Annotated in this window: 20 protein-coding genes; 1 reads left to right on the top strand and 19 read right to left on the bottom strand. The window is 70.8% G+C overall.

The window, feature by feature from the left end:
* Positions 1-16 precede the first annotated feature (16 nt).
* The 16 genes from FHR36_RS01460 to FHR36_RS01385 all read right to left on the bottom strand — a co-directional run bounded on the left by FHR36_RS01460 (position 17) and on the right by FHR36_RS01385 (position 17670).
* The gene (locus tag FHR36_RS01460; protein WP_253793020.1) at positions 17-1030 is read right to left on the bottom strand and encodes a polyprenyl synthetase family protein; all 1014 of its coding nucleotides are present in this window, start codon (positions 1028-1030) and stop codon (positions 17-19) included.
* A gap of 141 nt (positions 1031-1171) precedes the next feature.
* On the bottom strand, positions 1172-1756 hold the full coding sequence (locus FHR36_RS01455) for a Uma2 family endonuclease (protein WP_253793018.1): 585 nt from the start codon (positions 1754-1756) through the stop codon (positions 1172-1174).
* A 139-nt stretch (positions 1757-1895) separates the two neighbouring features.
* Positions 1896-3524 (bottom strand): NADH-quinone oxidoreductase subunit NuoN, encoded by a 1629-nt coding sequence (nuoN, locus tag FHR36_RS01450; protein ID WP_253793016.1) that lies wholly within the window; start codon positions 3522-3524, stop codon positions 1896-1898.
* Positions 3521-5134 (bottom strand): NADH-quinone oxidoreductase subunit M, encoded by a 1614-nt coding sequence (locus FHR36_RS01445; protein ID WP_253793014.1) that lies wholly within the window; start codon positions 5132-5134, stop codon positions 3521-3523. The genes nuoN and FHR36_RS01445 overlap by 4 nt, the downstream gene beginning before the upstream one ends.
* Positions 5134-7032, bottom strand: a complete 1899-nt coding sequence (nuoL, locus tag FHR36_RS01440; protein ID WP_253793011.1) for an NADH-quinone oxidoreductase subunit L — start codon at positions 7030-7032, stop codon at positions 5134-5136. Before nuoL ends, FHR36_RS01445 begins: the two co-directional genes overlap by 1 nt.
* A 14-nt stretch (positions 7033-7046) precedes the next feature.
* Positions 7047-7346 (bottom strand): NADH-quinone oxidoreductase subunit NuoK, encoded by a 300-nt coding sequence (nuoK, locus tag FHR36_RS01435; RefSeq protein ID WP_253793010.1) that lies wholly within the window; start codon positions 7344-7346, stop codon positions 7047-7049.
* Positions 7343-8197: an NADH-quinone oxidoreductase subunit J gene (locus FHR36_RS01430; protein WP_253793009.1), complete on the bottom strand. Its 855-nt coding sequence runs from the start codon at positions 8195-8197 to the stop codon at positions 7343-7345. The genes nuoK and FHR36_RS01430 overlap by 4 nt, the downstream gene beginning before the upstream one ends.
* Positions 8194-8784 carry an NADH-quinone oxidoreductase subunit NuoI gene (gene nuoI / locus FHR36_RS01425; protein ID WP_253793008.1) on the bottom strand — a complete coding sequence of 197 codons (591 nt, stop codon included), beginning with the start codon at positions 8782-8784 and terminating at the stop codon, positions 8194-8196. The genes FHR36_RS01430 and nuoI overlap by 4 nt, the downstream gene beginning before the upstream one ends.
* Positions 8785-8790: 6 nt before the next feature.
* Positions 8791-10113, bottom strand: a complete 1323-nt coding sequence (nuoH, locus tag FHR36_RS01420; RefSeq protein ID WP_253793007.1) for an NADH-quinone oxidoreductase subunit NuoH — start codon at positions 10111-10113, stop codon at positions 8791-8793.
* Positions 10110-12548 (bottom strand): NADH-quinone oxidoreductase subunit G, encoded by a 2439-nt coding sequence (locus FHR36_RS01415; protein WP_253793006.1) that lies wholly within the window; start codon positions 12546-12548, stop codon positions 10110-10112. The genes nuoH and FHR36_RS01415 overlap by 4 nt, the downstream gene beginning before the upstream one ends.
* A complete protein-coding gene (gene nuoF, locus FHR36_RS01410) occupies positions 12545-13903 on the bottom strand; it encodes an NADH-quinone oxidoreductase subunit NuoF (protein WP_253793005.1) in 1359 nt (452 codons plus the stop codon). Before nuoF ends, FHR36_RS01415 begins: the two co-directional genes overlap by 4 nt.
* Complete coding sequence (nuoE, locus tag FHR36_RS01405) at positions 13903-14655, bottom strand: NADH-quinone oxidoreductase subunit NuoE (protein ID WP_253793003.1); 753 nt, start codon at positions 14653-14655, stop codon at positions 13903-13905. Before nuoE ends, nuoF begins: the two co-directional genes overlap by 1 nt.
* Complete coding sequence (locus FHR36_RS01400) at positions 14652-15977, bottom strand: NADH-quinone oxidoreductase subunit D (protein ID WP_253793001.1); 1326 nt, start codon at positions 15975-15977, stop codon at positions 14652-14654. Before FHR36_RS01400 ends, nuoE begins: the two co-directional genes overlap by 4 nt.
* Positions 15977-16699 carry an NADH-quinone oxidoreductase subunit C gene (locus FHR36_RS01395; protein WP_253792999.1) on the bottom strand — a complete coding sequence of 241 codons (723 nt, stop codon included), beginning with the start codon at positions 16697-16699 and terminating at the stop codon, positions 15977-15979. The genes FHR36_RS01400 and FHR36_RS01395 overlap by 1 nt, the downstream gene beginning before the upstream one ends.
* Positions 16696-17250: a NuoB/complex I 20 kDa subunit family protein gene (locus FHR36_RS01390; protein ID WP_253792997.1), complete on the bottom strand. Its 555-nt coding sequence runs from the start codon at positions 17248-17250 to the stop codon at positions 16696-16698. The genes FHR36_RS01395 and FHR36_RS01390 overlap by 4 nt, the downstream gene beginning before the upstream one ends.
* A 60-nt stretch (positions 17251-17310) precedes the next feature.
* Positions 17311-17670, bottom strand: a complete 360-nt coding sequence (locus tag FHR36_RS01385) for an NADH-quinone oxidoreductase subunit A (RefSeq protein WP_014137597.1) — start codon at positions 17668-17670, stop codon at positions 17311-17313.
* A gap of 503 nt (positions 17671-18173) precedes the next feature.
* Between FHR36_RS01385 and FHR36_RS01380 the strand changes: the two genes are divergently transcribed.
* Complete coding sequence (locus FHR36_RS01380; protein WP_253792995.1) at positions 18174-18905, top strand: DUF2278 family protein; 732 nt, start codon at positions 18174-18176, stop codon at positions 18903-18905.
* A gap of 28 nt (positions 18906-18933) precedes the next feature.
* On the opposite strand, the gene FHR36_RS01375 is transcribed toward FHR36_RS01380, so the two are convergent.
* The 3 genes from FHR36_RS01375 to FHR36_RS01365 all read right to left on the bottom strand — a co-directional run bounded on the left by FHR36_RS01375 (position 18934) and on the right by FHR36_RS01365 (position 22629).
* Entirely contained in the window at positions 18934-20259 is a 1326-nt protein-coding gene (locus tag FHR36_RS01375) for an MFS transporter (RefSeq protein WP_253792993.1), read from the bottom strand.
* Between the two features lie 104 nt (positions 20260-20363).
* A complete protein-coding gene (locus FHR36_RS01370; protein ID WP_253792991.1) occupies positions 20364-21647 on the bottom strand; it encodes a geranylgeranyl reductase family protein in 1284 nt (427 codons plus the stop codon).
* Positions 21648-21714: 67 nt separating this feature from the next.
* Entirely contained in the window at positions 21715-22629 is a 915-nt protein-coding gene (locus tag FHR36_RS01365) for a DUF6879 family protein (RefSeq protein ID WP_253792990.1), read from the bottom strand.

Raw genomic sequence — 22629 nt, 5'->3', positions numbered from 1 at the left:
AACAACAGGGGCGACCTCACATGGTCCGAATGGCCACGCTGTCGCAGAGCTCCTGCAGCGCCGCCTTCGCCGAGCACTCCGGCAGCGGCTCCAGCAGCGCCCGGGCCTCCTCCGCGTAGCGCAGCGTCTCGCGGCGGGCCCGCTCCAGCGCCGGGTGCCGGCGCAGCAGTCGCAGGGCCTCCGCGTGCGCCGCGTCGTCCGCCGCCAGGTCGGTGTCGAGCAGTTCCCGCAGGCGCAGGTCGTCGGCGTCCTCGGGGTCGGCGGGCAGCTGGCGCAGCAGCAGGACGGGCAGGGTGGGCACGCCCTCGCGCAGGTCGGTGCCGGGGGTCTTGCCGGACTCGTGGCCGTCGCTGGCGATGTCGAGGACGTCGTCGGCGAGCTGGAAGGCGGTGCCGATCTTCTCGCCGTACTGGGCGAGGGTGTCGACCACCCAGGACTCGGCGCCGGCCATCATCGCGCCGAAGCGGCAGGAGACGGCGATCAGCGAGCCGGTCTTGCCGGAGATGACGTCGAGGTAGTGGCGGAGCGGGTCGTCCTCGGGGCGGGGCCCTGCGGTCTCCAGGATCTGACCGGTGACCAGCCGTTCGAAGGCGTCGGACTGGATCCGGACGGCTTCGGGGCCGAGGTCGGACAGCACCTGGGAGGCGCGGGAGAACAGGAAGTCGCCGGTGAGGATGGCGACGGAGTTGTCCCAGCGGCTGTTGGCGCTGGGGGCGCCGCGGCGGACCGGGGCCTCGTCCATGACGTCGTCGTGGTAGAGGGTCGCCAGGTGGGTCAGCTCGACCACGACGGCGGACGGGACGACGCCGGGGGCGTACGGGTCGCCGAACTGGGCGGCGAGCATCACCAGCAGCGGGCGGAAGCGCTTGCCGCCGGCCTCGATGAGGTGACTGGCCGTCACGGTGATGAACGGGACGTCGCTCTTGACCGCCCCGATGAGCGCGGCCTCCACGGCGTCCATCCCGGCCTGGACGTCACGGGTCAGATCGCGGTCCTGCACGCTCAGCCCGAAGGGCCCCACGACGGTCACGAAGACCACTCCTGTCCCTGGTCGATCCAGCGGGCCTGTCCCTAACCCCCGCCGTTGCACGTACAAGGCAGCGTATCCGGTCATGAGTGGATCACTGCACGGGCGTGCTGATCCGGCCCCCTTCGGATCGATCCAGGCAGGTCAGGAGGGGAAGATCCGGGCCAGGTCGACCTCTACGGGGAAGGGGAACGCCGTGCTCAGTTTGCCGTGGTGGACCGCCGTCCCCGGGGCGGGGACATACACTCCGGTCTCCTCGTCCAGGTGGAACTCGTAGACCACCGGGAGGTTGTCCTCGCCACGCTCGACCCGCCAGAAGAACGGGACGCCGGCCTCGGCGTACATCCCGGGCTTGCGGAAGCGGTCGTCCCCGCGGGAGCCGTGCGACACGACCTCGACGGCGAGGGCGACCGAGGCGACGGGGACGCATTCCAAGGTGAAGAAGTCGAGACCGGTGCGGTCGAAGACGACCACGTCGGGCTTCGGCGGGTTGTACGGGTCGACCAGGACACAGCGCTCGGAGTTGACCTCGTAGGGGTCGCGCCGGGCGGTCCTGAGAGCGAAGAACAGCTCGTCCCGCACGGTGTCGTGCCACTGGTTGGTCATGCCACGAACCACGATCGCCCCATCCACCAAGTCGAACTCGAAGGGCAGATCGAGGTCCTTGACCTGGTCGTACGTCCAGCCCTCGGAGGGCGGGTACTGCCAGTCGATCGGTTCAGCCGTCATGGTCACCTCCCTGAGCCCAAGTCTATGGGCCGAGGGTAGGCAGGCCAACGAGCGCGGAACCGTTTCACCGGCACCGGATTCACCCGCCGCACAGCAGTCCGACCCCGCCCGGGAGGGGCGGGGTCGGACCGGGGACGCGTCAGCGGACGAAGACGGAGGCCTTGGTCGCCAGGTCGAGGAAGTACTGCGGGAGCAGGCCGAGGCCGAGCGTGACGAGCACGCCGACGGCGATGGCGGTGGCGGTCAGTGGGCTGGGCACGGCGACGGAGGCGCCGCCGGGCTGCGGGTCGGAGAAGAACATCAGCACGATGACCCTGATGTAGAAGAACGCGGCGACCGCCGAGCTGAGCACACCGACGATGACCAGCGGGGTGGCCCCGCCGGCCGCCGCGGCCTGGAAGACCGCGAACTTCCCGGTGAAGCCGCTGGTCAGCGGGATGCCGGCGAAGGCGAGCAGGAAGAGTGCGAAGACCGCCGCCAGCAGGGGGGAGCGCCGGCCGAGGCCGGCCCAGCTGGAGAGGTGGGTGGCCTCGCCCTTGGAGTCGCGGACCAGGGTCACCACGGCGAAGGCGCCGAGGGTGACGAAGGAGTACGCGAGCAGGTAGAAGAGGACGGCGCTCAGGCCCTGCTTGTCGGTGGCGATCATGCCGGTGAGGATGAAGCCGGCGTGGGCGATCGAGGAGTACGCCAGCAGGCGCTTCACGTCCTGCTGGGTGACGGCCAGGATCGCGCCGACCACCATGGTCAGGATCGCCACGCCCCACATCACCGGCCGCCAGTCCCAGCGCAGGCCGGGGAAGGCGACGTAGAAGAGGCGGAGCAGGGCGCCGAACGCGGCGGTCTTGGTGGCGGCGGCCATGAAGCCGGTGACCGGGGTCGGCGCGCCCTGGTAGACGTCCGGGGTCCAGGAGTGGAACGGCACCGCGCCGACCTTGAAGAGCAGACCGACCGCGAGCATGGCCAGGCCGATCAGCAGCAGCGCGTCGTTCTGGGTGGTGACGGCGAGCGCCGGGGTGACCGGGGCGACGCCGGAGATCACGTCGGCGATCTCGGGCAGCGACACCGAGCCGGCGTAGCCGTACAGCAGCGCGGTGCCGAACAGGAAGAACGCCGAGGCGAAGGCGCCGAGCAGGAAGTACTTGACCGCCGCCTCCTGGGAGAGCAGGCGGCGCCGGCGGGCCAGCGCGCAGAGCAGGTAGAGCGGGAGGGAGAGCACCTCCAGCGCCACGAACATGGTCAGCAGGTCGTTGGCGGCGGGGAAGAGCAGCATGCCGCCGACCGCGAACAGGGTGAGCGGGAAGACCTCGCTGGTGCGGAAGCCCTCCCGGGTGGCCTCGCGCTCCTGCTCGCCGCCGGGGACGGCCGCGCCCTGGGGCGCGAAGGCGTCCACGGTGTGGCCGTTCAGGCGGGGCTCCAGGCGGCCCTCGGCGTAGGTGAGGACGGCGAGGACCGCGGTGAGCAGGATGACGCCCTGGAGGAAGAGCGCGGGGCCGTCGATGGCGACGGCGCCCATGGCGAGCAGTCCGGCCTTGGTGGTGCCGTGGCCCTGGGCGGCGAGCACGACCACGGCGGCGAAGGCGCCGACGAGGCCGAGCAGGGAGACGCCGACCTGGGCGGTGAAGCGGCGGCGCCGGGGCAGGAAGGCCTCCACCAGGACGCCGACCAGGGCCGCACCGAAGACCACCAGCATCGGGGAGAGCTGGCCGTACTCGATGTGCGGCGCGGGGATGCTGGGGCTGTTGCCGCCCGCAGCAGCGAGCCAACTCACTTCTGCTCACCTCCGGTGGTGGCGGCGACCGGGTGGGCCGGTGCCGGGTCGGACTGGTGGACCTGGGAGAGGGTGGCGTCCACCGCCGGGTTGACGATGTCGGTGAGCGGCTTCGGGTAGACGCCGAGCAGCAGGGTCAGTGCCACCAGCGGGGCCACCACGAGCAGTTCGCGGGCCTTCAGGTCGGGGACGTTCTCCACGCCGGCCTTGACCGGGCCGGTCATGGTGCGCTGGTAGAGCAGCAGCGCGTACAGGGCGGCGAGCACGATGCCGAAGGTGGCGATGATGCCGATCACCGGGTAGCGGGTGAAGGTGCCGACCAGCACGAGGAATTCGCTGACGAACGGCGCCATGCCGGGCAGCGAGAGGGTGGCCAGGTTGCCGAGCAGGAAGGTGCCGGCCAGGATCGGCGCGACCTTCTGCACGCCGCCGTAGTCGGCGATCAGGCGCGAGCCGCGGCGGGAGATCAGGAAGCCCGCCACCAGCATCCAGGCGGCGGTGGCCAGGCCGTGGTTGACCATGTAGAGGGTGGCGCCGGTCTGGCCCTGGCTGGTCATCGCGAAGATGCCCATGATGATGAAGCCGAAGTGCGAGATCGAGGCGTAGGCGACCAGCCGCTTGATGTCCTTCTGGGCGACCGCGACCAGGGCGCCGTAGACGATCCCGATCAGCGAGAGCACCAGGATCGCCGGGGCGAAGGTCTTGGAGGCGTCCGGGAAGAGGCCGAGGCAGAAGCGGAGCATCGCGAAGGTGCCGACCTTGTCGACCACGGCGGTGATCAGCACCGCGGTGCCGGCGGTGGCCTCGCCCATCGCGTTGGGCAGCCAGGTGTGCAGCGGCCAGAGCGGGGCCTTGACCGCGAAGGCGAAGAAGAAGCCGAGGAACAGCGCCTTCTCCGCGGTCGGGTCGATGGAGAGCTTGCCGTCTGCGATGGCGCCGGTCAGCGTCGGCAGGTCGAAGGTGGCGAGGCCCTGGTCGGCGGCGATCACGTACAGCCCGATCACGGCGGCCAGCATCACCAGGCCGCCGAGCAGGTTGTACAGCAGGAACTTGACCGCGGCGTAGCTGCGCTGGCGGGCCGCCTCCGGTCCGCCGGCCCGGTCGCCGAAGCCGCCGATCAGGAAGTACATCGGGATCAGCATGGCTTCGAAGAAGACGTAGAACACGAAGACGTCGGTGGCCAGGAAGGACACGACGACCATCGCCTCGACGGCGAGGATCAGCGCGAAGAAGCCCTGGGTGCGGCGCTTGGACTCGAAGGTGCCCTCGGTCTGTACGGGGTCGGCGTCGTGCCAGCCGGCCAGCATGACCAGCGGGACCAGGACGGCGGTCAGCAGGACGAGCACGGTGCCGATGCCGTCGGCGCCGAGCGAGAAGCTGATGCCGAAGGAGCGGATCCAGCTGTGCGACTCGGTCAGCTGGTAGCGCGGCCCGCCGGGTTCGAAGGAGGCGGCCACCGCGGCCGCCAGGGCGAGGGTGGCGGCCGAGACGGCGAGCGCCACGGCCTTGATGGTGCGGCGCCGGGCCCCGGTGTCGCCGGCCGGCAGGGCTGCGGTGAGCACCGCGCCCGCGGCCGGCACCGCGCAGGTGGCGGCGAGGAGGTAGCTCATCAGACCGACCTCATCAGGAGAGTGGAGGCGACGAGCACCAGCGTGCCGCCGAACATGGAGAGCGCGTAGGAGCGGACGAACCCGGTCTGGATGTGCCGCAGCCGGGCGGAGATGCCGCCGATGGTGGCGGCCAGGCCGTTGACGAAGCCGTCCAGGCCCTTGCTGTCGAAGTAGACCAGCGTGGCGGCGAGGGCGGAGCCGGGGCGGACCAGGACGGCGTGGTTGAAGTCGTCCTGGAGCAGGTCGCGGCGGGCGGCGCGGGTGAGCGCGGAGCCGACCGGCGGGGTGACCGGGACGGTGGAGCGGCCGTACATCAGGTAGGCCAGCGTGACGCCGGCCAGCATGCAGACCGTGGTGATCAGGGTGATGGTCAGCGGGGAGAGCGGCGAGTGCCCCTCGTCGTGCCCGGTGACCGGCTCCAGCCAGTTGAGGAAGGAGTTGCCGATCGCGAACAGGCCGCCGGCGAAGACCGAGCCGAAGGCCAGCACGATCATCGGGACGGTCATGGTGGCGGGCGACTCGTGCGGGTGCGGCTCCTCGCCGGTCTCCGGGTCGGGCTGCCAGCGCTTCTCGCCGAAGAAGGTCAGCAGCATCACCCGGGTCATGTAGAACGCGGTGACCGAGGCGCCGATCAGGGCGCACAGGCCGAGGATCCAGCCCTCGGTGCTGCCCTTGGCGAAGGCCGCCTCGATGATCTTGTCCTTGGAGAAGAACCCGGACAGGCCCGGGAAGCCGATGATCGCCAGGTAGCCGAGGCCGAAGGTGGCGAAGGTGATCGGCATGTACTTCCGAAGGCCGCCGTAGTGACGCATGTTCACCTCGTCGTTCATGCCGTGCATGACCGATCCGGCGCCGAGGAAGAGTCCGGCCTTGAAGAAGCCGTGGGTCACCAGGTGCATGATCGCGAAGGGGTAGCCGATCGGGCCGAGGCCGACCGCCATGATCATGTAGCCGATCTGCGACATGGTCGAGCCGGCCAGCGCCTTCTTGATGTCGTCCTTGGCGCAACCGACGATCGCACCGAAGAGCAGGGTGACCGCGCCGACCACCACCACGACCAACTGCGCGTCGGGCGCCTGGTCGAAGATGGCCGAGGAGCGGGTGATCAGGTAGACGCCGGCGGTCACCATGGTGGCGGCGTGGATCAGGGCCGAGACCGGGGTCGGGCCCTCCATCGCGTCACCGAGCCAGGACTGCAGCGGCACCTGGGCGGACTTGCCGCAGGCGGCCAGCAGCAGCATCAGGCTGATCGCGGTGAGCATGCCCTCGCTCGCCCCGCCCGCGGCGCGGAACACCGGGCCGAAGGTGAAGGTGCCGAACTGGGCGAACATCAGCATGATCGCGATCGACAGGCCCATGTCGCCGACGCGGTTGACGATGAACGCCTTCTTGGCGGCCACCGCGGCGCTCGGCTTGTGCTGCCAGAAGCCGATCAGCAGGTACGAGGCCAGGCCCACGCCCTCCCAGCCGACGTACAGCAGCAGGTAGTTGTCGGCCAGCACCAGCAGCAGCATGGCCGCGAGGAACAGGTTGAGGTAGCCGAAGAAGCGGCGGCGGCGCTCGTCGTGGGCCATGTAGCCCACCGAGTACAGGTGGATCAGGGTGCCGACGCCGGTGATCAGCAGGACGAAGGTCATGGACAGCTGGTCGAGTTGGAAGGCGACGTCGGCCTGGAAGCCGTTCACCGGGATCCAGCTCCACAGCGTCACGTGGACGGCCCGTTGGTCGGCGGGCCGGCCCAGCATGTCCGCGAACAGGGCCAGGCCGAAGCCGAACGAGAGCGCGGCGGCGGCGGTGCCGAGCCAGTGCCCGGAACGGTCCAGTACGCGGCCGCCGAGCAGCAGCAGGGCAGCGCCGACCAGGGGCGCCGCTACGAGCAGCGGAATGAGAGAGTTCACCGAAGGCCCTCCGCCTACAGCTTCATCAGGTTGCTGTCATCGACCGAAGCGGAGTGCCTGGTCCGGAAGATCGTCACGATGATGGCGAGGCCGACCACGACCTCGGCCGCCGCGACCACCATGGTGAAGAACGCGATGATCTGGCCGTCCAGGTTGCCGTGCATCCGGGAGAAGGTGACCAGGGCGAGGTTCGAGGCGTTGAGCATCAGCTCGACGCACATGAACAGGACGATCGCGTTCCGCCGGATCAGCACACCGGACGCACCGATGGTGAACAACAGGGCGGAGAGATAGAGGTAGTTGACCGGATTCACTCCGCCTCCTCCGATTCGGCACCGTGGGGGACCGGCTCCAGCGCGGAGCGCGGCCCGGTGAGCGGCGGACGGGCCGAGGACGGCCGGCCGAGCCAGTCGGCGGTGGTCTCCTCCAGCTCGGCCATCCGCTGCAGCATCTCCTGGCTGACGTCGCGGATCTGGCCGCGCTCGCGCAGGGTGCCCATCACCGAGTCCTCGGCGATGGTGCCGTCCGGCAGCAGGCCCGGGATGTCCACCGCGTTGTGCCGGGCGTACACGCCGGGGGCGGGCATCGGCGGCACCTGGATGTTGTCCCTGACCCGCTGGGCGGCCAGCTGGCGCTGCGTCATCCGCTCGCGGACCCGCTCGCGGTGGGTCAGCACCATCGCGCCGACCGCCGCGGTGATCAGCAGGGCGCCGGTGATCTCGAAGGCCCAGACGTACTTGGTGAAGATCAGCCGGGCCAGGCCCTGCACATTGCCCTCGGCGTTGGCCTCCGAGAGCCCGGTGAAGTGCGACAGCTTGGCGTGGGCGAGCCCGGCGATCAGCAGCACGCCGAAGCCGAGGCCGCAGAGCACCGCGGCCACCCGCTGGCCCTTCAGCTGCTCCTTGAGCGAGTCGGCGCTGGTGACGCCGACCAGCATCACCACGAACAGGAACAGCATCATGATCGCGCCGGTGTAGACGACGATCTGCACCACGCCCAGGAACACCGCGCCCTGGGCCAGGTAGCAGACCGCCAGCGACAGCATGGTGGCGGCCAGGCAGAGCGCGCTGTGCACCGCCTTGCGCATCAGCAGCATGCCGAGCGCACCGCCGACGGCGATCACGGCGAGGATCCAGAACTGGAACGCCTCTCCGGTGGAGGTCATGACTGCACCTCCTTCTCGTGCGGGTGCCGCTCCTGCTGCACCGTGCCGGGCGCCGCGCCGGTGATCTCGCCCCGGTAGTACGCGCCCTCGTCGGCGCCGGGGAAGATCGAGTGCGGGCTGTCGACCATGCCCTCGGTCAGCCCGACCAGCAGCTGCTCCTTGGTGAAGATCAGGTCGGCCCGGCTGTCGTCGGCGAGCTCGTACTCGTTGGTCATGGTCAGCGCCCGGGTCGGGCACGCCTCGACGCACAGGCCGCACAGGATGCAGCGGGCGTAGTTGATCTGGTAGACCGCGCCGTAGCGCTCCCCGGGCGAGTAGCGCTCCTCGTCCCGGTTGTCGGCGCCCTCCACGTAGATGGCGTCGGCCGGGCAGGCCCAGGCGCACAGCTCGCAGCCGACGCACTTCTCCAGCCCGTCCGGGTGCCGGTTCAGCTGGTGTCGGCCGTGGAAGCGCGGCGCGGTGGGCTTCTTGTACTCCGGGTACTGCTCGGTGAGCCGCTTCTTGAACATGGCCTTGAAGGTCACGCCGAAGCCTGCGGCCGGGCCGAGGATCGACTTCTCAGCCTTCGCGGAGGACTCGTCGGTCATCGCGGCTCAGCTCCCTTCGGAATGGTCGGCCCCGTTGAGGGCGTCCTGGAGTTGCGGCGCCCGGCTGCGGCGGCGCGGTACGGGCGGAAGCTCCTGGCCGGGCAGCGGCGGTACGGGGTAGCCGCCGGCCATCGGGTCGAAGGCGCCGTCCTCCTCGGGCTTCTCCTCGGGCTTGCGCCGCATCAGGTCCACCACCAGGGCGATCAGCAGGACCGCGCCCAGCGGCGCGCCCACGTACAGCACCACGTTGGCGAAGTCGTAGCCCTCGTTGCGCAGCGCCCGGACGCTGGCCACCATCACCAGCCAGACCAGCGAGACCGGGATCAGGATCTTCCAGCCCAGCTTCATGAACTGGTCGTAGCGGAGCCGGGGCAGGGTGCCGCGGAGCCAGATGAAGAAGAAGAGCAGCAGCTGGATCTTGATGATGATCCAGAGCATCGGCCACCAGCCGTGGTTGGCGCCCGCCCAGAAGGTGGAGATCGGCCACGGCGCCCGCCAGCCGCCCAGGAAGAGGGTGGAGGCGACGGCCGAGACGGTCACCATGTTGACGTACTCGGCCAGCATGAACATCGCGAACTTCAGCGAGGAGTACTCGGTGTTGAAGCCGCCGACCAGCTCGCCCTCGGCCTCCGGGAGGTCGAACGGCGCCCGGTTGGTCTCGCCCACCATGGCGATGATGTAGACGATGAAGGACACCGGCAGCAGCACCGCGAACCAGGTGGGCTGTTGGGCGGCGACGATCTCCGAGGTCGACATCGAGCCGGAGTAGATGAACACCGCCGCGAAGGCCAGGCCCATCGCGATCTCGTAGCTGATCATCTGGGCGGAGGAGCGGATGCCGCCGAGCAGCGGGTAGGTGGACCCGGAGGACCAGCCCGCCAGGACGATGCCGTAGATGCCGACCGAGGCGGTCGCCAGGATGTACAGCAGCGCGATCGGCAGGTCGGTCAGCTGGAGCGGGGTGCGGGTGCCGAAGATCGACACCTCGTCGTTGGCCGGGCCGAACGGGATCACCGCGAAGGCCATGAAGGCCGGGATCGCGGAGACGATCGGCGCCAGGATGTAGACCGCCTTGTCGGCGTTCTTCACCACCAGGTCTTCCTTGAGCGCCAGCTTCACGCCGTCGGCCAGCGACTGCAGCAGACCCCACGGGCCGTGCCGGTTCGGGCCGATGCGCAGCTGCATCCAGGCGACGACCTTGCGCTCCCAGACGATCGCGATCAGCACGGTCAGTACCAGGAAGGCGAAGACGAACACCGCCTTCAGCAGCACCAGCCACCAGGGGTCGCGGCCGAAGAAGCCGAGGGTCTCGTACGCGGCAAGCATCATCGTGCCTCCTCCGCCGGGGCGATGGTGACCAGGTGGCCGACGGTGGTGCCGAGCGTGCGGTGGACGCCGCCGCCCGGGGTGGAGTTGAGCGGCAGCCAGACCGTGCGGTCCGGCATCGCGTCGGTGACCTCCAGCGGGAGGACCAGCGAGCCGGCCGGGCCGGTGATCCGCAGGGTGCCGCTCGCGCCGATCTCCTCGGCGGTCGCGGCCGACAGCCGGGCCACCACCGGGTGGCGGGTGCCGGCCAGATGCGGCTCGCCCTCCTGGAGGGTGCCGTTGTCCAGCAGCATCCGGTGGCCGGCCAGCACCGCCTGGCCGGTGGCCGGGCGGGGCAGCGGCGCCGGGTGGGCGGCCGGGGCGGACGGGCGGTCGCCGCTCCAGGCGGCGAAACGGTCCAGCTCCAGACGGGCGGCGCGGACGTCGGGCAGGCCGATCGGCCGGTCCATCGCGTCCGCCAGCATGCTCAGCACCCGGACGTCGGCGTGCAGGTGGCGCTGCATCAGCTGGTCGGCCTTGAGCGCGGGCTCGAACATCCGCACCCGGCCCTCCCAGTCCAGGAAGGTGCCGGCCTTCTCGGCGACCGCCGCCACCGGCAGCACCACGTCGGCGTGCTCGGTGACCGCGGACGGCCGCAGTTCCAGCGAGACCACGAACGCGGCCCGGGTCAGCGCCTGCTCGGCGAGGGCCGGGTCCGGCAGGTCGTCCACGCCGACGCCGCCGACCACCAGCGCGTCCAGGTCGCCGCCGGCCGCGGCGGCCAGGATCTGGTCGGTGTCGCGACCGAGCCGGGTCGGCAGGTCGGCCACCCCCCAGACCGCGGCGGCCTCGGCCCGGGCGGCCAGCACGGTCACCGCGCGGCCGCCGGGGAGCAGGCCGGGCAGGGCGCCCGCCTCCACCGCGCCCCGCTCGCCGGCCCGGCGCGGCACCCAGGCGAGCTTCGCCCCGGTCGCGTGGGCCAGGCGCAGCGCGGCGGTCAGGCCGCCGGGCACCTGGGCGAGCCGCTCGCCGACCAGGATCACCGAGCCGGAGCCGCGCAGCGCGTCCGCGCAGCGCCCGGCGTCGTCGGCGAGGACGTCGTCGCCGGCCAGTGCGGCCAGCCACTCGGCCTCGGTGCCGGGGGCGGCGGGCAGCAGCGCGCCGCGCAGCTTGCCCAGGCCCCGGGTGGCGTGCGAGGCGATCGAGAAGACGGTCAGTCCGGTGGCGCGGTTGGCCTTGCGCAGCCGCAGGAAGACGATCGGCGCCTCCTCCTCGGCCTCCAGCCCGACCAGCAGGACGGCGGGGGCCGCCTCCAGCTGCCGGTAGGAGACGCCGCCGCCGTCGAGGTCGACGCCCCGGCCGGCGACGGCGACAGCCAGGAAGTCGGCCTCCTCGCCGCTGTGCGGACGGGACCGGAAGTCCACGTCGTTGGTGCCGAGCGCGATCCGGGCGAACTTGGCGTAGCCGTACGCGTCCTCGACGGTCACCCGGCCGCCGGCCAGCACCGCGGCGCGCGCCCCGCGCAGGCCCTCGGCGGCCCTGGCGAGCGCCTCCGGCCAGGAGGCGGGGACCAGTTCACCGTCCTGCCGGACCATCGGGGAGGTGAAGCGGTCGCGCTGCTGGGCGTAGCGGAAGGCGAACCGGCCCTTGTCGCAGTTCCACTCCTCGTTCACCTCCGGCTCGTTGCCGGCCAGCCGGCGCAGCACCTTGCCGCGGCGGTGGTCGGTGCGCTGGCCGCAGCCGGCCGAGCAGTGCTCGCACACGCTCGGCGAGGAGACCAGGTCGAACGGGCGGGAGCGGAACCGGTAGGCGGCCGAGGTGAGCGCGCCGACCGGGCAGATCTGGATGGTGTTGCCGGAGAAGTACGAGGTCAGCGGCTCGTCGTTGCCGATGCCGACCTGCTGGAGGGCGCCCCGCTCGAGCAGGTCGATGAACGGGTCGCCGGCGATCTGCTGCGAGAAGCGGGTGCAGCGGGCGCACAGCACGCAGCGTTCGCGGTCCAGCAGCACCTGGCTGGAGAGCGGGATCGGCTTCTCGTAGGTGCGCTTCATGCCCTCGAAGCGCGACTCCGCGTCGCCGGTGGACATCGCCTGGTTCTGCAGCGGGCATTCGCCGCCCTTGTCGCAGACCGGGCAGTCCAGCGGGTGGTTGATCAGCAGCAGTTCCATCACGCCGCGCTGGGCCTTCTCGGCGACCGGTGAGCTGACCTGGGTGCGCACCACCATGCCCTCCGCCACCGGGATGGTGCAGGAGGCGACCGGCTTGCGCTGGCCCTCGACCTCGACGATGCACTGCCGGCAGGCGCCGGCCGGGTCGAGCAGCGGGTGGTCGCAGAAGCGCGGGATCTGGGTGCCGATCTGCTCGGCGGCGCGGATGACCAGGGTGCCCTTGGGGACCTGGACCTCGACGCCGTCGATGGTGAGCGTGACGAGATCCGTGGAGGTCTCGGTGACGGTCACGCGTGCACCTCCCTCTCGGTGGCGGACTCGTGGACGTGTCCCCGGCCGGCCCAGACGGTGGAGGCCGCCGGGTCGAAGGGGCAGCGGCGCTCGGTGATGTGCTGCTCGTACTCCTCGCGGAAGTGCTGGAGCGAGGAGACGATCGGGCTGGCGGCACCGTCGCCGAGCGCGCAGAAGGACTTGCCGTTGATGTTGTCGGCGATGTCGAGCAGCTTCTCCAGGTCGCCGGCGGCGCCCTGGCCGGCCTCGATCCGCTTGAGCAGCTGGACCAACCAGTAGGTGCCCTCGCGGCAGGGGGTGCACTTGCCGCAGGACTCGTGGGCGTAGAACTCGGTCCACCGGGTGACCGCGCGGACCACGCAGGTGGTCTCGTCGAAGACCTGCAGCGCCTTGGTGCCGAGCATGGAGCCGGCCGCGCCGACGCCCTCGTAGTCGAGGGGGACGTCGAGGTGCTCGTCGGTGAACATCGGGGTGGAGGAGCCGCCCGGGGTCCAGAACTTCAGCCGGTGCCCGGCCCGGATGCCGCCGCTGATGTCCAGCAGCTGGCGCAGGGTGACGCCGAGCGGGGCCTCGTACTGGCCGGGGTTGGTGACGTGCCCGGAGAGCGAGTACAGGGTGAAGCCCGCGGACTTCTCGGTGCCCATCGCCTTGAACCAGTCCTTGCCGCGGGCCAGGATCGGCGGCACCGAGGCGATCGACTCGACGTTGTTGACCACGGTCGGGCAGGCGTACAGGCCGGCGATCGCAGGGAACGGGGGCCGCAGCCGGGGTTGGCCGCGGCGGCCCTCCAGCGAGTCCAGCAGCGCGGTCTCCTCGCCGCAGATGTACGCCCCGGCGCCCGCGTGGACGGTGATGTCGAGGTCGATGCCGGAGCCGAGGATGTTCTTGCCGAGGTACCCGGCCTCGTACGCCTCGGCGACCGCGGCGTGCAGCCGGCGGAGCACCGGGACGACCTCGCCGCGCAGGTAGATGAAGGCGTGGTCGCAGCGGATCGCGTAGGACGCGATGACCATGCCCTCGATCAGCGAGTGCGGGTTGGCGAAGAGCAGCGGGATGTCCTTGCAGGTGCCCGGCTCGGACTCGTCGGCGTTGACCACCAGGTAGTGCGGCTTGCCGTCGTTCTGCGGGATGAACTGCCACTTCATGCCGGTGGGGAAGCCTGCGCCGCCGCGGCCGCGCAGGCCGGAGTCCTTGACCAGGGCGATCAGGTCGTCCGGCGGCATGGCGAGCGCGCGCTGCAGTCCCTCGTAGCCGCCGTGCCGGCGGTAGGTGGCGAGGGTCCAGGGGCGGTCGTCGTCCCAGGAGGCGGAGAGGACCGGTGAGAGCAGCTTCTCGGCCGGCTCGGCGGAGGTCATCACGCTTCCGTCCCTTCGTGCCGCGGGGATACCACCTTGGTGCCGTGGGTGCCGGGCAGGGCCTCGCCCTTGGCGAGCCGCAGGCCCGCGAGCGAGGGGGCGCCGCCGGCGCCGGACTCGTCGACCGCGCCCTCGCGCGCGTCGGCGAAGCCGGCCAGGATCCGGGAGGTCTCCTTGAAGGAGCACAGCCGGGCGCCGCGGGTGGGCTGCACCTCGGCGCCGGTCCGCAGCCGGTCGACCAGGTCGCGGGCGCTGTCCGGGGTCTGGTTGTCGAAGAACTCCCAGTTGACCATCACCACGGGGGCGTAGTCACAGGCCGCGTTGCACTCGATGTGCTCGATCGAGATCTCGCCGTCCTCGGTGGTCTCGTTGTTCTCGATCCCGAGGTGCTGCTTGAGTTCGTCGAAGATCTGGTCGCCGCCGAGCACCGCGCAGAGCGTGTTGGTGCAGACGCCGACGTGGTACTTCCCGGCCGGCCGGCGGCGGTACATGGTGTAGAAGGTCGCCACGGCGGTGACCTCGGCGGTGGTGAGGTCCACCTGCTCGGCGCAGAAGCGGATCCCGGTCGCGGAGACGTACCCCTCCTCCGCCTGGACCAGGTGCAGCAGCGGCAGCAGCGCGGAGCGGGCGACCGGGTAGCGTCCGATCAGCTCCTTCGCGTCGGCCGCGAGCCGGGCGTGCACCTCCGGCGGGTACGGCTTCGCCGGCAGGGCCGGCAGGCCGAGTTCGATGCTTCCTGGCGAGTTGCTCACCGGTCCACGCCTCCCATCACCGGGTCGATCCCGGCCACCGCGACGATCACGTCGGCGACCTGGCCGCCCTCGCACATCGCCGCCATCGTCTGCAGGTTGGTGAACGAGGGGTCGCGGAAGTGGACGCGGTAGGGCCGCGTCCCGCCGTCGCTGACCACGTGCACCCCGAGCTCGCCCTTGGGCGACTCGACCGCCGCGTACGCCTGCCCGACCGGGACCCGGAAGCCCTCGGTGACCAGCTTGAAGTGGTGGATCAGGGCCTCCATCGAGGTGCCCATGATCTTGCGGATGTGGTCGAGCGAGTTGCCCATGCCGTCCGGGCCGACGGCCAGCTGGGCCGGCCAGGCGATCTTCTTGTCGGCGACCATGACCGGTCCCGGCTTCAGCCGGTCCAGGCACTGCTCGACGATCCGCAGCGACTGCTTCATCTCCTCCAGGCGGATCAGGAACCGCCCGTAGGAGTCGCAGGTGTCGGCGACCGCGACCTCGAAGTCGTAGTTCTCGTAGCCGCAGTACGGGTCGGTCTTGCGCAGGTCGTGCGGCAGGCCGGTGGAGCGCAGGATGGGGCCGGTGGCGCCGAGCGCCAGGCAGCCGGCCAGGTCCAGGTGGCCGACGTCGACCAGGCGGGCCTTGAACACCGGATTGTCGGTGGCGAGTTTGTCGTACTCGTGCATCCGGGAGCGGAGCAGCTTGACGCCCTCGCGGATCTGGTCGACGGCGCCGGGCGGCAGGTCCTGGGCGAGCCCGCCGGGGCGGACGTAGGCGTGGTTCATTCGCAGGCCGGTGACCAGCTCGAAGATGTCCAGGACCACTTCGCGGTCGCGGAAGCCGTAGATCATCAGGGTGGTGGAGCCGATCTCCATGCCGCCGGTGGCGAGGGCCACCAGGTGGGAGGAGATGCGGTTGAGCTCCATCATCAGCACCCGGATGACGGTGGCGCGTTCGGGCACGTCCTGGGTGATCCCGAGCAGCTTCTCCACGGCCAGGCAGTACGCCGTCTCGTTGTAGAGCGGCGTCAGGTAATCCATGCGCGTGACGAACGTGGTGCCCTGGACCCAGGTCCGGAACTCCATGTTCTTCTCGATGCCGGTGTGCAGGTAGCCGATGCCGCAGCGGGCCTCGGTCACCGTCTCGCCGTCGATCTCCAGGATCAGCCGCAGCACGCCGTGGGTGGACGGGTGCTGGGGGCCCATGTTGACGATGATCCGCTCGTCGTCCGCACGGGCGGCCGCCTCGACCACGTCGCCCCAGTCGCCACCGGTGACGGTGAACACCCGGCCCTCGGTGGTCTCCCGGGCGCCGACCTCGTATTCCGTGCTCATCAGGTGTACGACCTCCGCTGGTCGGGCGCCGGAATCTGGGCGCCCTTGTACTCGACGGGAATGCCTCCGAGCGGGTAGTCCTTGCGCTGCGGGTGCCCCAGCCAGTCGTCCGGCATCATGATCCGGGTCAGGCCCGGGTGGCCCTCGAAGACCAGGCCGAAGAAGTCGTAGGTCTCGCGCTCGTGCCAGTCGTTGGTCGGGTAGACCGAGACCACCGACGGGACGGTCGGGTCCGCGTCCGGCGCGGTGACCTCCAGCCGGATCAGCCGGTTGTGGGTGATCGAGCGCAGGTGGTAGACGGCGTGCAGCTCGCGGCCCTTGTCGTGCGGGTAGTGCACGCCGCTCACCCCAAGGCAGAGCTCGAAGCGCAGCGCCGGGTCGTCGCGCAGGGTGCGCACGGTCGCCAGCAGGTGCTCGCGGGCGATGTGGAAGGTCGCCTCGCCGCGGTCCACGACGGTCTTCTCGATCACGTCGGTGACGACCAGCCCCTGCTCCTCCAGGGCGCCCTCCAACTCGTCGGCCACCTCGTCGAAGTAGCCGCCGTACGGCCGGCTGGAGGCACCGGGGAGGGCGATCGGCGCGGTCAGGCCGCCGAAGCCGGAGGTGTCGCCGCTGTCCTGGGAGCCGAACATGCCCTGGCGCCGGCCCACCACCTCGACCGGGATCTCCCGGTGCGGCTGCTCCTTGCGGCTGGCCGGGACGCCGCTCGTCTCGTCGCTCATCGCAGCAGCCCGCCCATCTCGCTGGTCGGGGTGGCGTGCAGGGCGAGCTCCTCGGCGAGCTCGTCGGCCCGGCGGCGGTTCACGCCGAGCTTCTCCTGCTGGATCTTCTCGTGCAGCTTGAGGATCGCGTCCATCAGCATCTCCGGACGGGGCGGGCAGCCCGGCAGGTAGATGTCCACGGGGACGATGTGGTCGACGCCCTGGACGATCGCGTAGTTGTTGAACATGCCGCCGGAGGAGGCGCACACGCCCATCGAGATGACCCACTTCGGGTTGGCCATCTGGTCGTAGACCTGCCGCAGCACCGGCGCCATCTTCTGGCTGACCCGCCCGGCCACGATCATCAGGTCGGCCTGCCGCGGCGAGCCGCGGAACACCTCCATGCCGAACCGGGCCAGGTCGTAGCGGCCGGCGCCGGTGGTCATCATCTCGATCGCGCAGCAGGCCAGGCCGAAGGTGGCGGGGAAGAGCGACGCCTTCCGCACCCACCCCGCGGCGGCCTCCACGCTGGTGAGCAGAAAGCCGCTCGGCAGCTTCTCCTCGATTCCCATCTGATCCCTCTCAATGCCCTCAAGTCCGGTGGCTTGTCCGCCCGTTCACAAAGGTCTGGGTCAGTCCCACTCCAGACCGCCGCGCCGCCACACATAGGCGTACGCGACGAAGACGGTGGCGATGAACAGGAGCATCTCGACCAGCCCGAAGATCCCCAGGGCGTCGAAGCTGACCGCCCACGGGTAGAGGAAGACGATCTCGATGTCGAAGACGATGAAGAGCATCGCCGTCAGGTAGTACTTGATCGGGAACCGACCGCCGCCCACCGGCTGCGGGGTCGGCTCGATGCCGCACTCGTACGCCTCCAACTTGGCCCGGTTGTACCGCTTGGGGCCGGTCAGCGAGGCCATCACGACGGAGCCGACCGCGAACGCCGCCGCGATGGCACCGAGTACGAGGATCGGCGCGTAGGCATTCATAAGCCCCCGCTCCCTCCGTCCAGTCGTCCTTGACTGCAGATCGGAACCGACGGGTCACACTGGGGTGATCCCGTGATCCACTTTGTGAGATCCATTCCCATGTGAGGCAGTTCACAAAGCCTGGATCGAGCGCATCCTATGCCTGTCGGCTTGTGATCTGCGACACGCAGTTCCCGACGATCTTTGTGATCTGCGCCACCCCACACAAGCCGCAAACCCGATCAAGTCGCAATCGGTCGACACAGAGCAGGCAAATGGACACAATCCGTCGCATTCATTGGTGAAGCGACTGGTCAGAGGGGTTCGCCCATATCAATCCCGGGGCACGGCAAGCAAATTTCGGAGTGATCATGTTGACGTGATAAAGGCCCTCACCCGGGCGTGCGACGTCCCGGGGCGGCCGCTTGACCCTTCGTTCACAAGCTCACGAGTGCCCAGGTCGTCCGGGTCGAACGTGGCGACCACGGGATGCCCCCGGCCGCCGACGCGATCAGACTTGAGGCATGGCTCTCCCCCGGTACGGCGTGGCCATCGGTACCTTCCAGTCGTTCACCCGGGACCCCACGCACGACTTCGGGCACTGGTACCACGGCCACCTCGCCCTGAGCACGCCGCAGGGCATCTACCAGACCGCACTGGACGTGGACGCCCCCGACAGCGTCGGCGTCTCGTACCGCGTGGTGGACGACTTACGGACGATCGACATCACAGGCGTCCGGGCCCTCGCCGACGGCTTCCACCCGCTGGCCTCCACCCCCTCCTCCGGCGCCCTCGACTACATCCGCAGCCCGATGCTGCGCGACCCCGACTGGCTGACCCGGCTGAAGGCGCTGCTGCGCCGGCTGCTCGCCCTGTGGCGCCGTCCGGCGCCGGGCGACCCGGTGTTCGGCCCGAGCGGCGCCGACCGGCTGGCCGCCCGGCTCGGCCGCGCCGACGCCTTCCGGCTCTTCCCCTGGACCGCCAGCGACGGCGACAACGCCCTCGACGTGCTCGACCCGCACGTACGCGCGGCGACCCGTATCTACGTCTTCGGCCAGTCCTTCGCCACCGGCCTGGGCGTCCACGACGTCCACCTCAACCAGGGCGACCCGGCGGGCAGCCAGTGGTGGGACACCGACGGCATCTGGCAGGACGGCGCCGTCGTCTGCGAACACCCCGACGGCCGCGTCGTGGTGTGGCAGATCCGGTTCAACACCCAGTCCCTCACCACCGACAACGACGGCCACCCGCTCTGACCCCCCGGGCGCCCACCGGCTCCGCCGGTCAGTCGGCCGCCGGGACCACCACCGCCGCCGCCGCGGGTACGGGCGTCCGCTCCCCCGCCAGCGCCGCGTACACCCCGCCCGCCACCACCAGCAGCCCGGCACCGGCGAGCACGGTGTCGATCCGGCCCAGCTGCACCCCGGCCACCTCGGTGTGGAAGTCGCGCAGCACCGTGGAGGCCAGCCAGCCGGCCGACGTCACGCCGACCAGGTTGGCCAGGTGCTGCACCGGGTTGACCACCGCCACCACCCGGCCCAGGTGGCTGCCCGGCACGGCCGCCAGCAGCACCGGCGAGAACGCCGTGTTCAGCACCGCCACCGGCACCCCGAGCAGGAACATCAGCACCAGCGCCGCCCCCAGCGAGGAGAGCCGCGAGTACCCGACCAGACCGGCGCCGATCAGCAGCAGGCTCAGCCACAGCGCCCGCCAGTGGCCGATCCGCCCGCCGAGCCGGGTGGCCACCACGACACCCGCCACCAGGCCGAGGCCGGTCGCCATCTCCAGCGTGCCGAGCCACCGGGCGTCGGTGTGCAGGTTCTCGGTGACGAAGAAGACGTTCAACGAGTTCAGCGCGTCGACCCCGAGCGCGACCAGCACCAGGGTCACCAGCAGCACCCGCACCGTCGGGCTCCCGAACGCCACCCGCAGCCCGGACACCAGCTCCGCGAGGAAGCCCTCGCCCGGCCCTTCCCCCGCTCCGGCCCCCGCCCCCGCCGGCGCGGCCACCGGCCGCGGCCGCACGGTGCGGACCAGCAGGTACGACACCACGAACGAACCCGCGTTGATCACCAGCGCCCACCCCGGCCCGAGCCCGATCAGCAGCGGCGCGGCCAGCGGCGGCCCGGCGATCGAGGCGATCGCCTGCGTCGACTGCCCGAGCGCGGCCGCCCGGGTGCGGTCCGCGGGGTCGACCACCTGCGCGATGACGGCGAACTTCGCCGGGTTGAAGAACTGCGCGACACCCGCGGCCAGGAACACCACCGCGTACACCACGACCACCGTCGGGCCCGTCCCGAGCGTGCCGGCAGGCAGGAAGGCGAGCACCGCCAGCAGCCCGATCAGCACCGCCCGGACGGCGTCGGCGGCCAGCATGGTCCGCCGCTTGTCCCAGCGGTCCACGAACACGCCGGCGACCGGGGCCACCACCAGCGTCGCGGCCGCCACCGACCCCAGCAGCCCGGCCACCGCCGCCGGCCCGTACGAGCGGCCCTCGAGGAGCCTGGTGCCGACCCACAGCGCGAGCGTGGTGTCGAAGACGAAGTCGCCTGCCTGCGAGACGGCCTGACCGGCCAGCAGGGCGGTGTAGTCGCGGTTGATGACCCTCATCGCGCCATGCTGACACCGCCCTGACAAGCCGCGTCGGGCATTGCACGATCGTGCAGCGGCGCAGCCCGTCCGGTCGCGTCGGGCGGTGGCGTCGGGCGGTGGCGTCAGGCGCGCGGGGCGATGCGGGTGAGGCCGTTGATGAGGCGGTCCATCGCGTCGCCGCCCTGCGGGTCGGTCAGGTTGGCGAGCAGCTTGAGGGTGAACTTCATCAGCTGCGGGTGGGTGAGGCCGTGTTCGGCGGCGATCCGCATCACCTTGTCGTTGCCGATCAGCTTCACGAAGGCGCGGCCCAGCGTGTAGTAGCCGCCGTAGGTCTCCTTGAGGACCTGCGGGTAGCGGGCCAGCGCCTTCTCCCGGCCGGCGTCGGTGATCCGGGCGAGCGCCTGGACGACGACGCCGGCGGCGATCTGGCCGGATTCCATCGCGTAGGCGATGCCCTCGCCGTTGAACGGGTTGACCATGCCGCCGGCGTCGCCGACCAGCAGCAGGCCGCGGGTGTAGTGCGGCTGCCGGTTGAACGCCATCGGCAGGGCGGCGCCCCGGATCGGGTCGGTCATGTTCTCCGGGGTGTAGCCCCACTCCTCGGGCAGCGAGGCGCACCAGCTCTTGAGCACCTCGCGCCAGTTGAGGTCGCCGAAGGCGGGCGAGGAGTTGAGGATGCCGAGGCCGACGTTGGAGGTGCCGTCGCCCATGCCGAAGATCCAGCCGTAGCCGGGCAGCAGCTTCTTCTGGCCGCCCCGGGTGTCCCACAGCTCCAGCCAGGACTCCAGGTAGTCGTCCTGGTGGCGGGGCGAGGTGAAGTACGTCCGGTAGGCGACGCCCATCGGGCGGGACTCCATCCGGTGCAGGCCCATGGCGAGCGAGAGCCGGGTGGAGTTGCCGTCCGCGGCGACCACCAGCCGGGCCGAGAAGGTGACCTCGCGCTTCTCGTCGCCGAGCTTGGCGGTCACGCCGGTGATCCGGCCGGTCCGTCCGTCGATCACCGGCCCGGTGACGTTGCAGTTCTCGTACAGCCGGGCGCCGGCCTTGACCGCCTGACGGGCCAGCATCTCATCGAAGTCGGCCCGCTTGCGGACCAGTCCGAAGTCGGGCAGCGAGGAGAGCTCGGGCCAGTCCAGCTCCAGCCGGACGCCGCCGCCGATGATCCGCAGGCCCTTGTTGTGCAGCCAGCCGTTCTCCACCGACACGTCGATGCCCATGTCGATCAGCTGCTTGGTGGCGCGCGGGGTCAGGCCGTCGCCGCAGACCTTCTCCCGGGGGAACTCGGTCTTCTCCAGCAGCAGCACGTCGAGGCCCGCCTGGGCCAGGTAGTACGCGGTGGTCGCACCGGCCGGACCGGCGCCGACCACGATGACGTCGGCGGTGCTCTCGACGGCGGTCTCGGTCATGGTGGGCATTCTCCTGAGCGCAGCTGCGGGGCACGGGCCGACGGACGCGTGCAGTCTACGGGGTGGGCTATTCGACGGGCTCGGAGGCGTTCCAGAGGTCGTTGAAGCGCTGCATCCGCCGGTTGACGCGGTCGGGGCGCAGCACCAGGCGGGTGGAGGCGATCATCGGCTGGCTCTCCAGGCCGGAGGGCAGGCCGGGGGTGACCTCGTAGCTGATGGCCTGGTCGAAGACGATGAAGTCCATCATCGGTCCGAGCCGGGCGGAGGGCGGCAGGTCCTTGGTGGCGACGACCCGGACGGAGACGTTGAGGGCGGCCTGGGCCCGGCCGACCCGGCGGGCCTCCTCGAGTTCGGCGTCGGTGGGGTTGTCGAGGATGAAGACGCGGCGGATCTTCACCCGGCGGCTGATCGCCTCCCGCTGGGACTGCAGGTAGCTGAGGCCGAGTTCGGAGTTCCAGAAGTTGGTGTCGACGGCGGTGCTGGTGGCGTCGATGGAGAGGGTGGCGCTGTCGGTGAGGGTGAGGATCCAGTCGCGGTCCTCGCCGTCGTAGCCGGCCTCGCCGGCCTGCAGACCCTCCATCAGGCCGGCCACCCGGCCGACGACGCGCTGGGCGAAGATGTGGACGATGTCGGGCTGGCCGCCGATCTGGGCGGCGCCGCGGACCAGCCGGTCGATGGCGTCGATGTCCAGCTTGGAGTCCTCCAGTCGGCTGTAGAGGGCGGTGGCCTTGTTGATCCGGGCGAAGCCCTGGTCGACCAGGTGCTCGACCTCGCGGGTGTGCCGGTCGAGCGCGCCCTCGTGGGCGGAGAGCTTGCGCTCGAAGGAGACCAGGAAGTCGGCGATCAGGACGGTGGCGCCGAGCACGGTGGTCAGCATGATGCTGACGCTGACGTCCTGGTCGCCGAGTTGGCTGATGACGAAGGTGAGGGCGCCGGTGCCGGCGCTGGTGAGGATCCGGCGCAGGGCCGGTGTCAGACGCAT

Origin of the sequence: Kitasatospora cinereorecta, from assembly GCF_024172095.1 — a bacterium.
Lineage (GTDB): Bacteria > Actinomycetota > Actinomycetes > Streptomycetales > Streptomycetaceae > Kitasatospora > Kitasatospora cinereorecta.
This window is presented reverse-complemented; position numbering and strand designations above follow the sequence as displayed.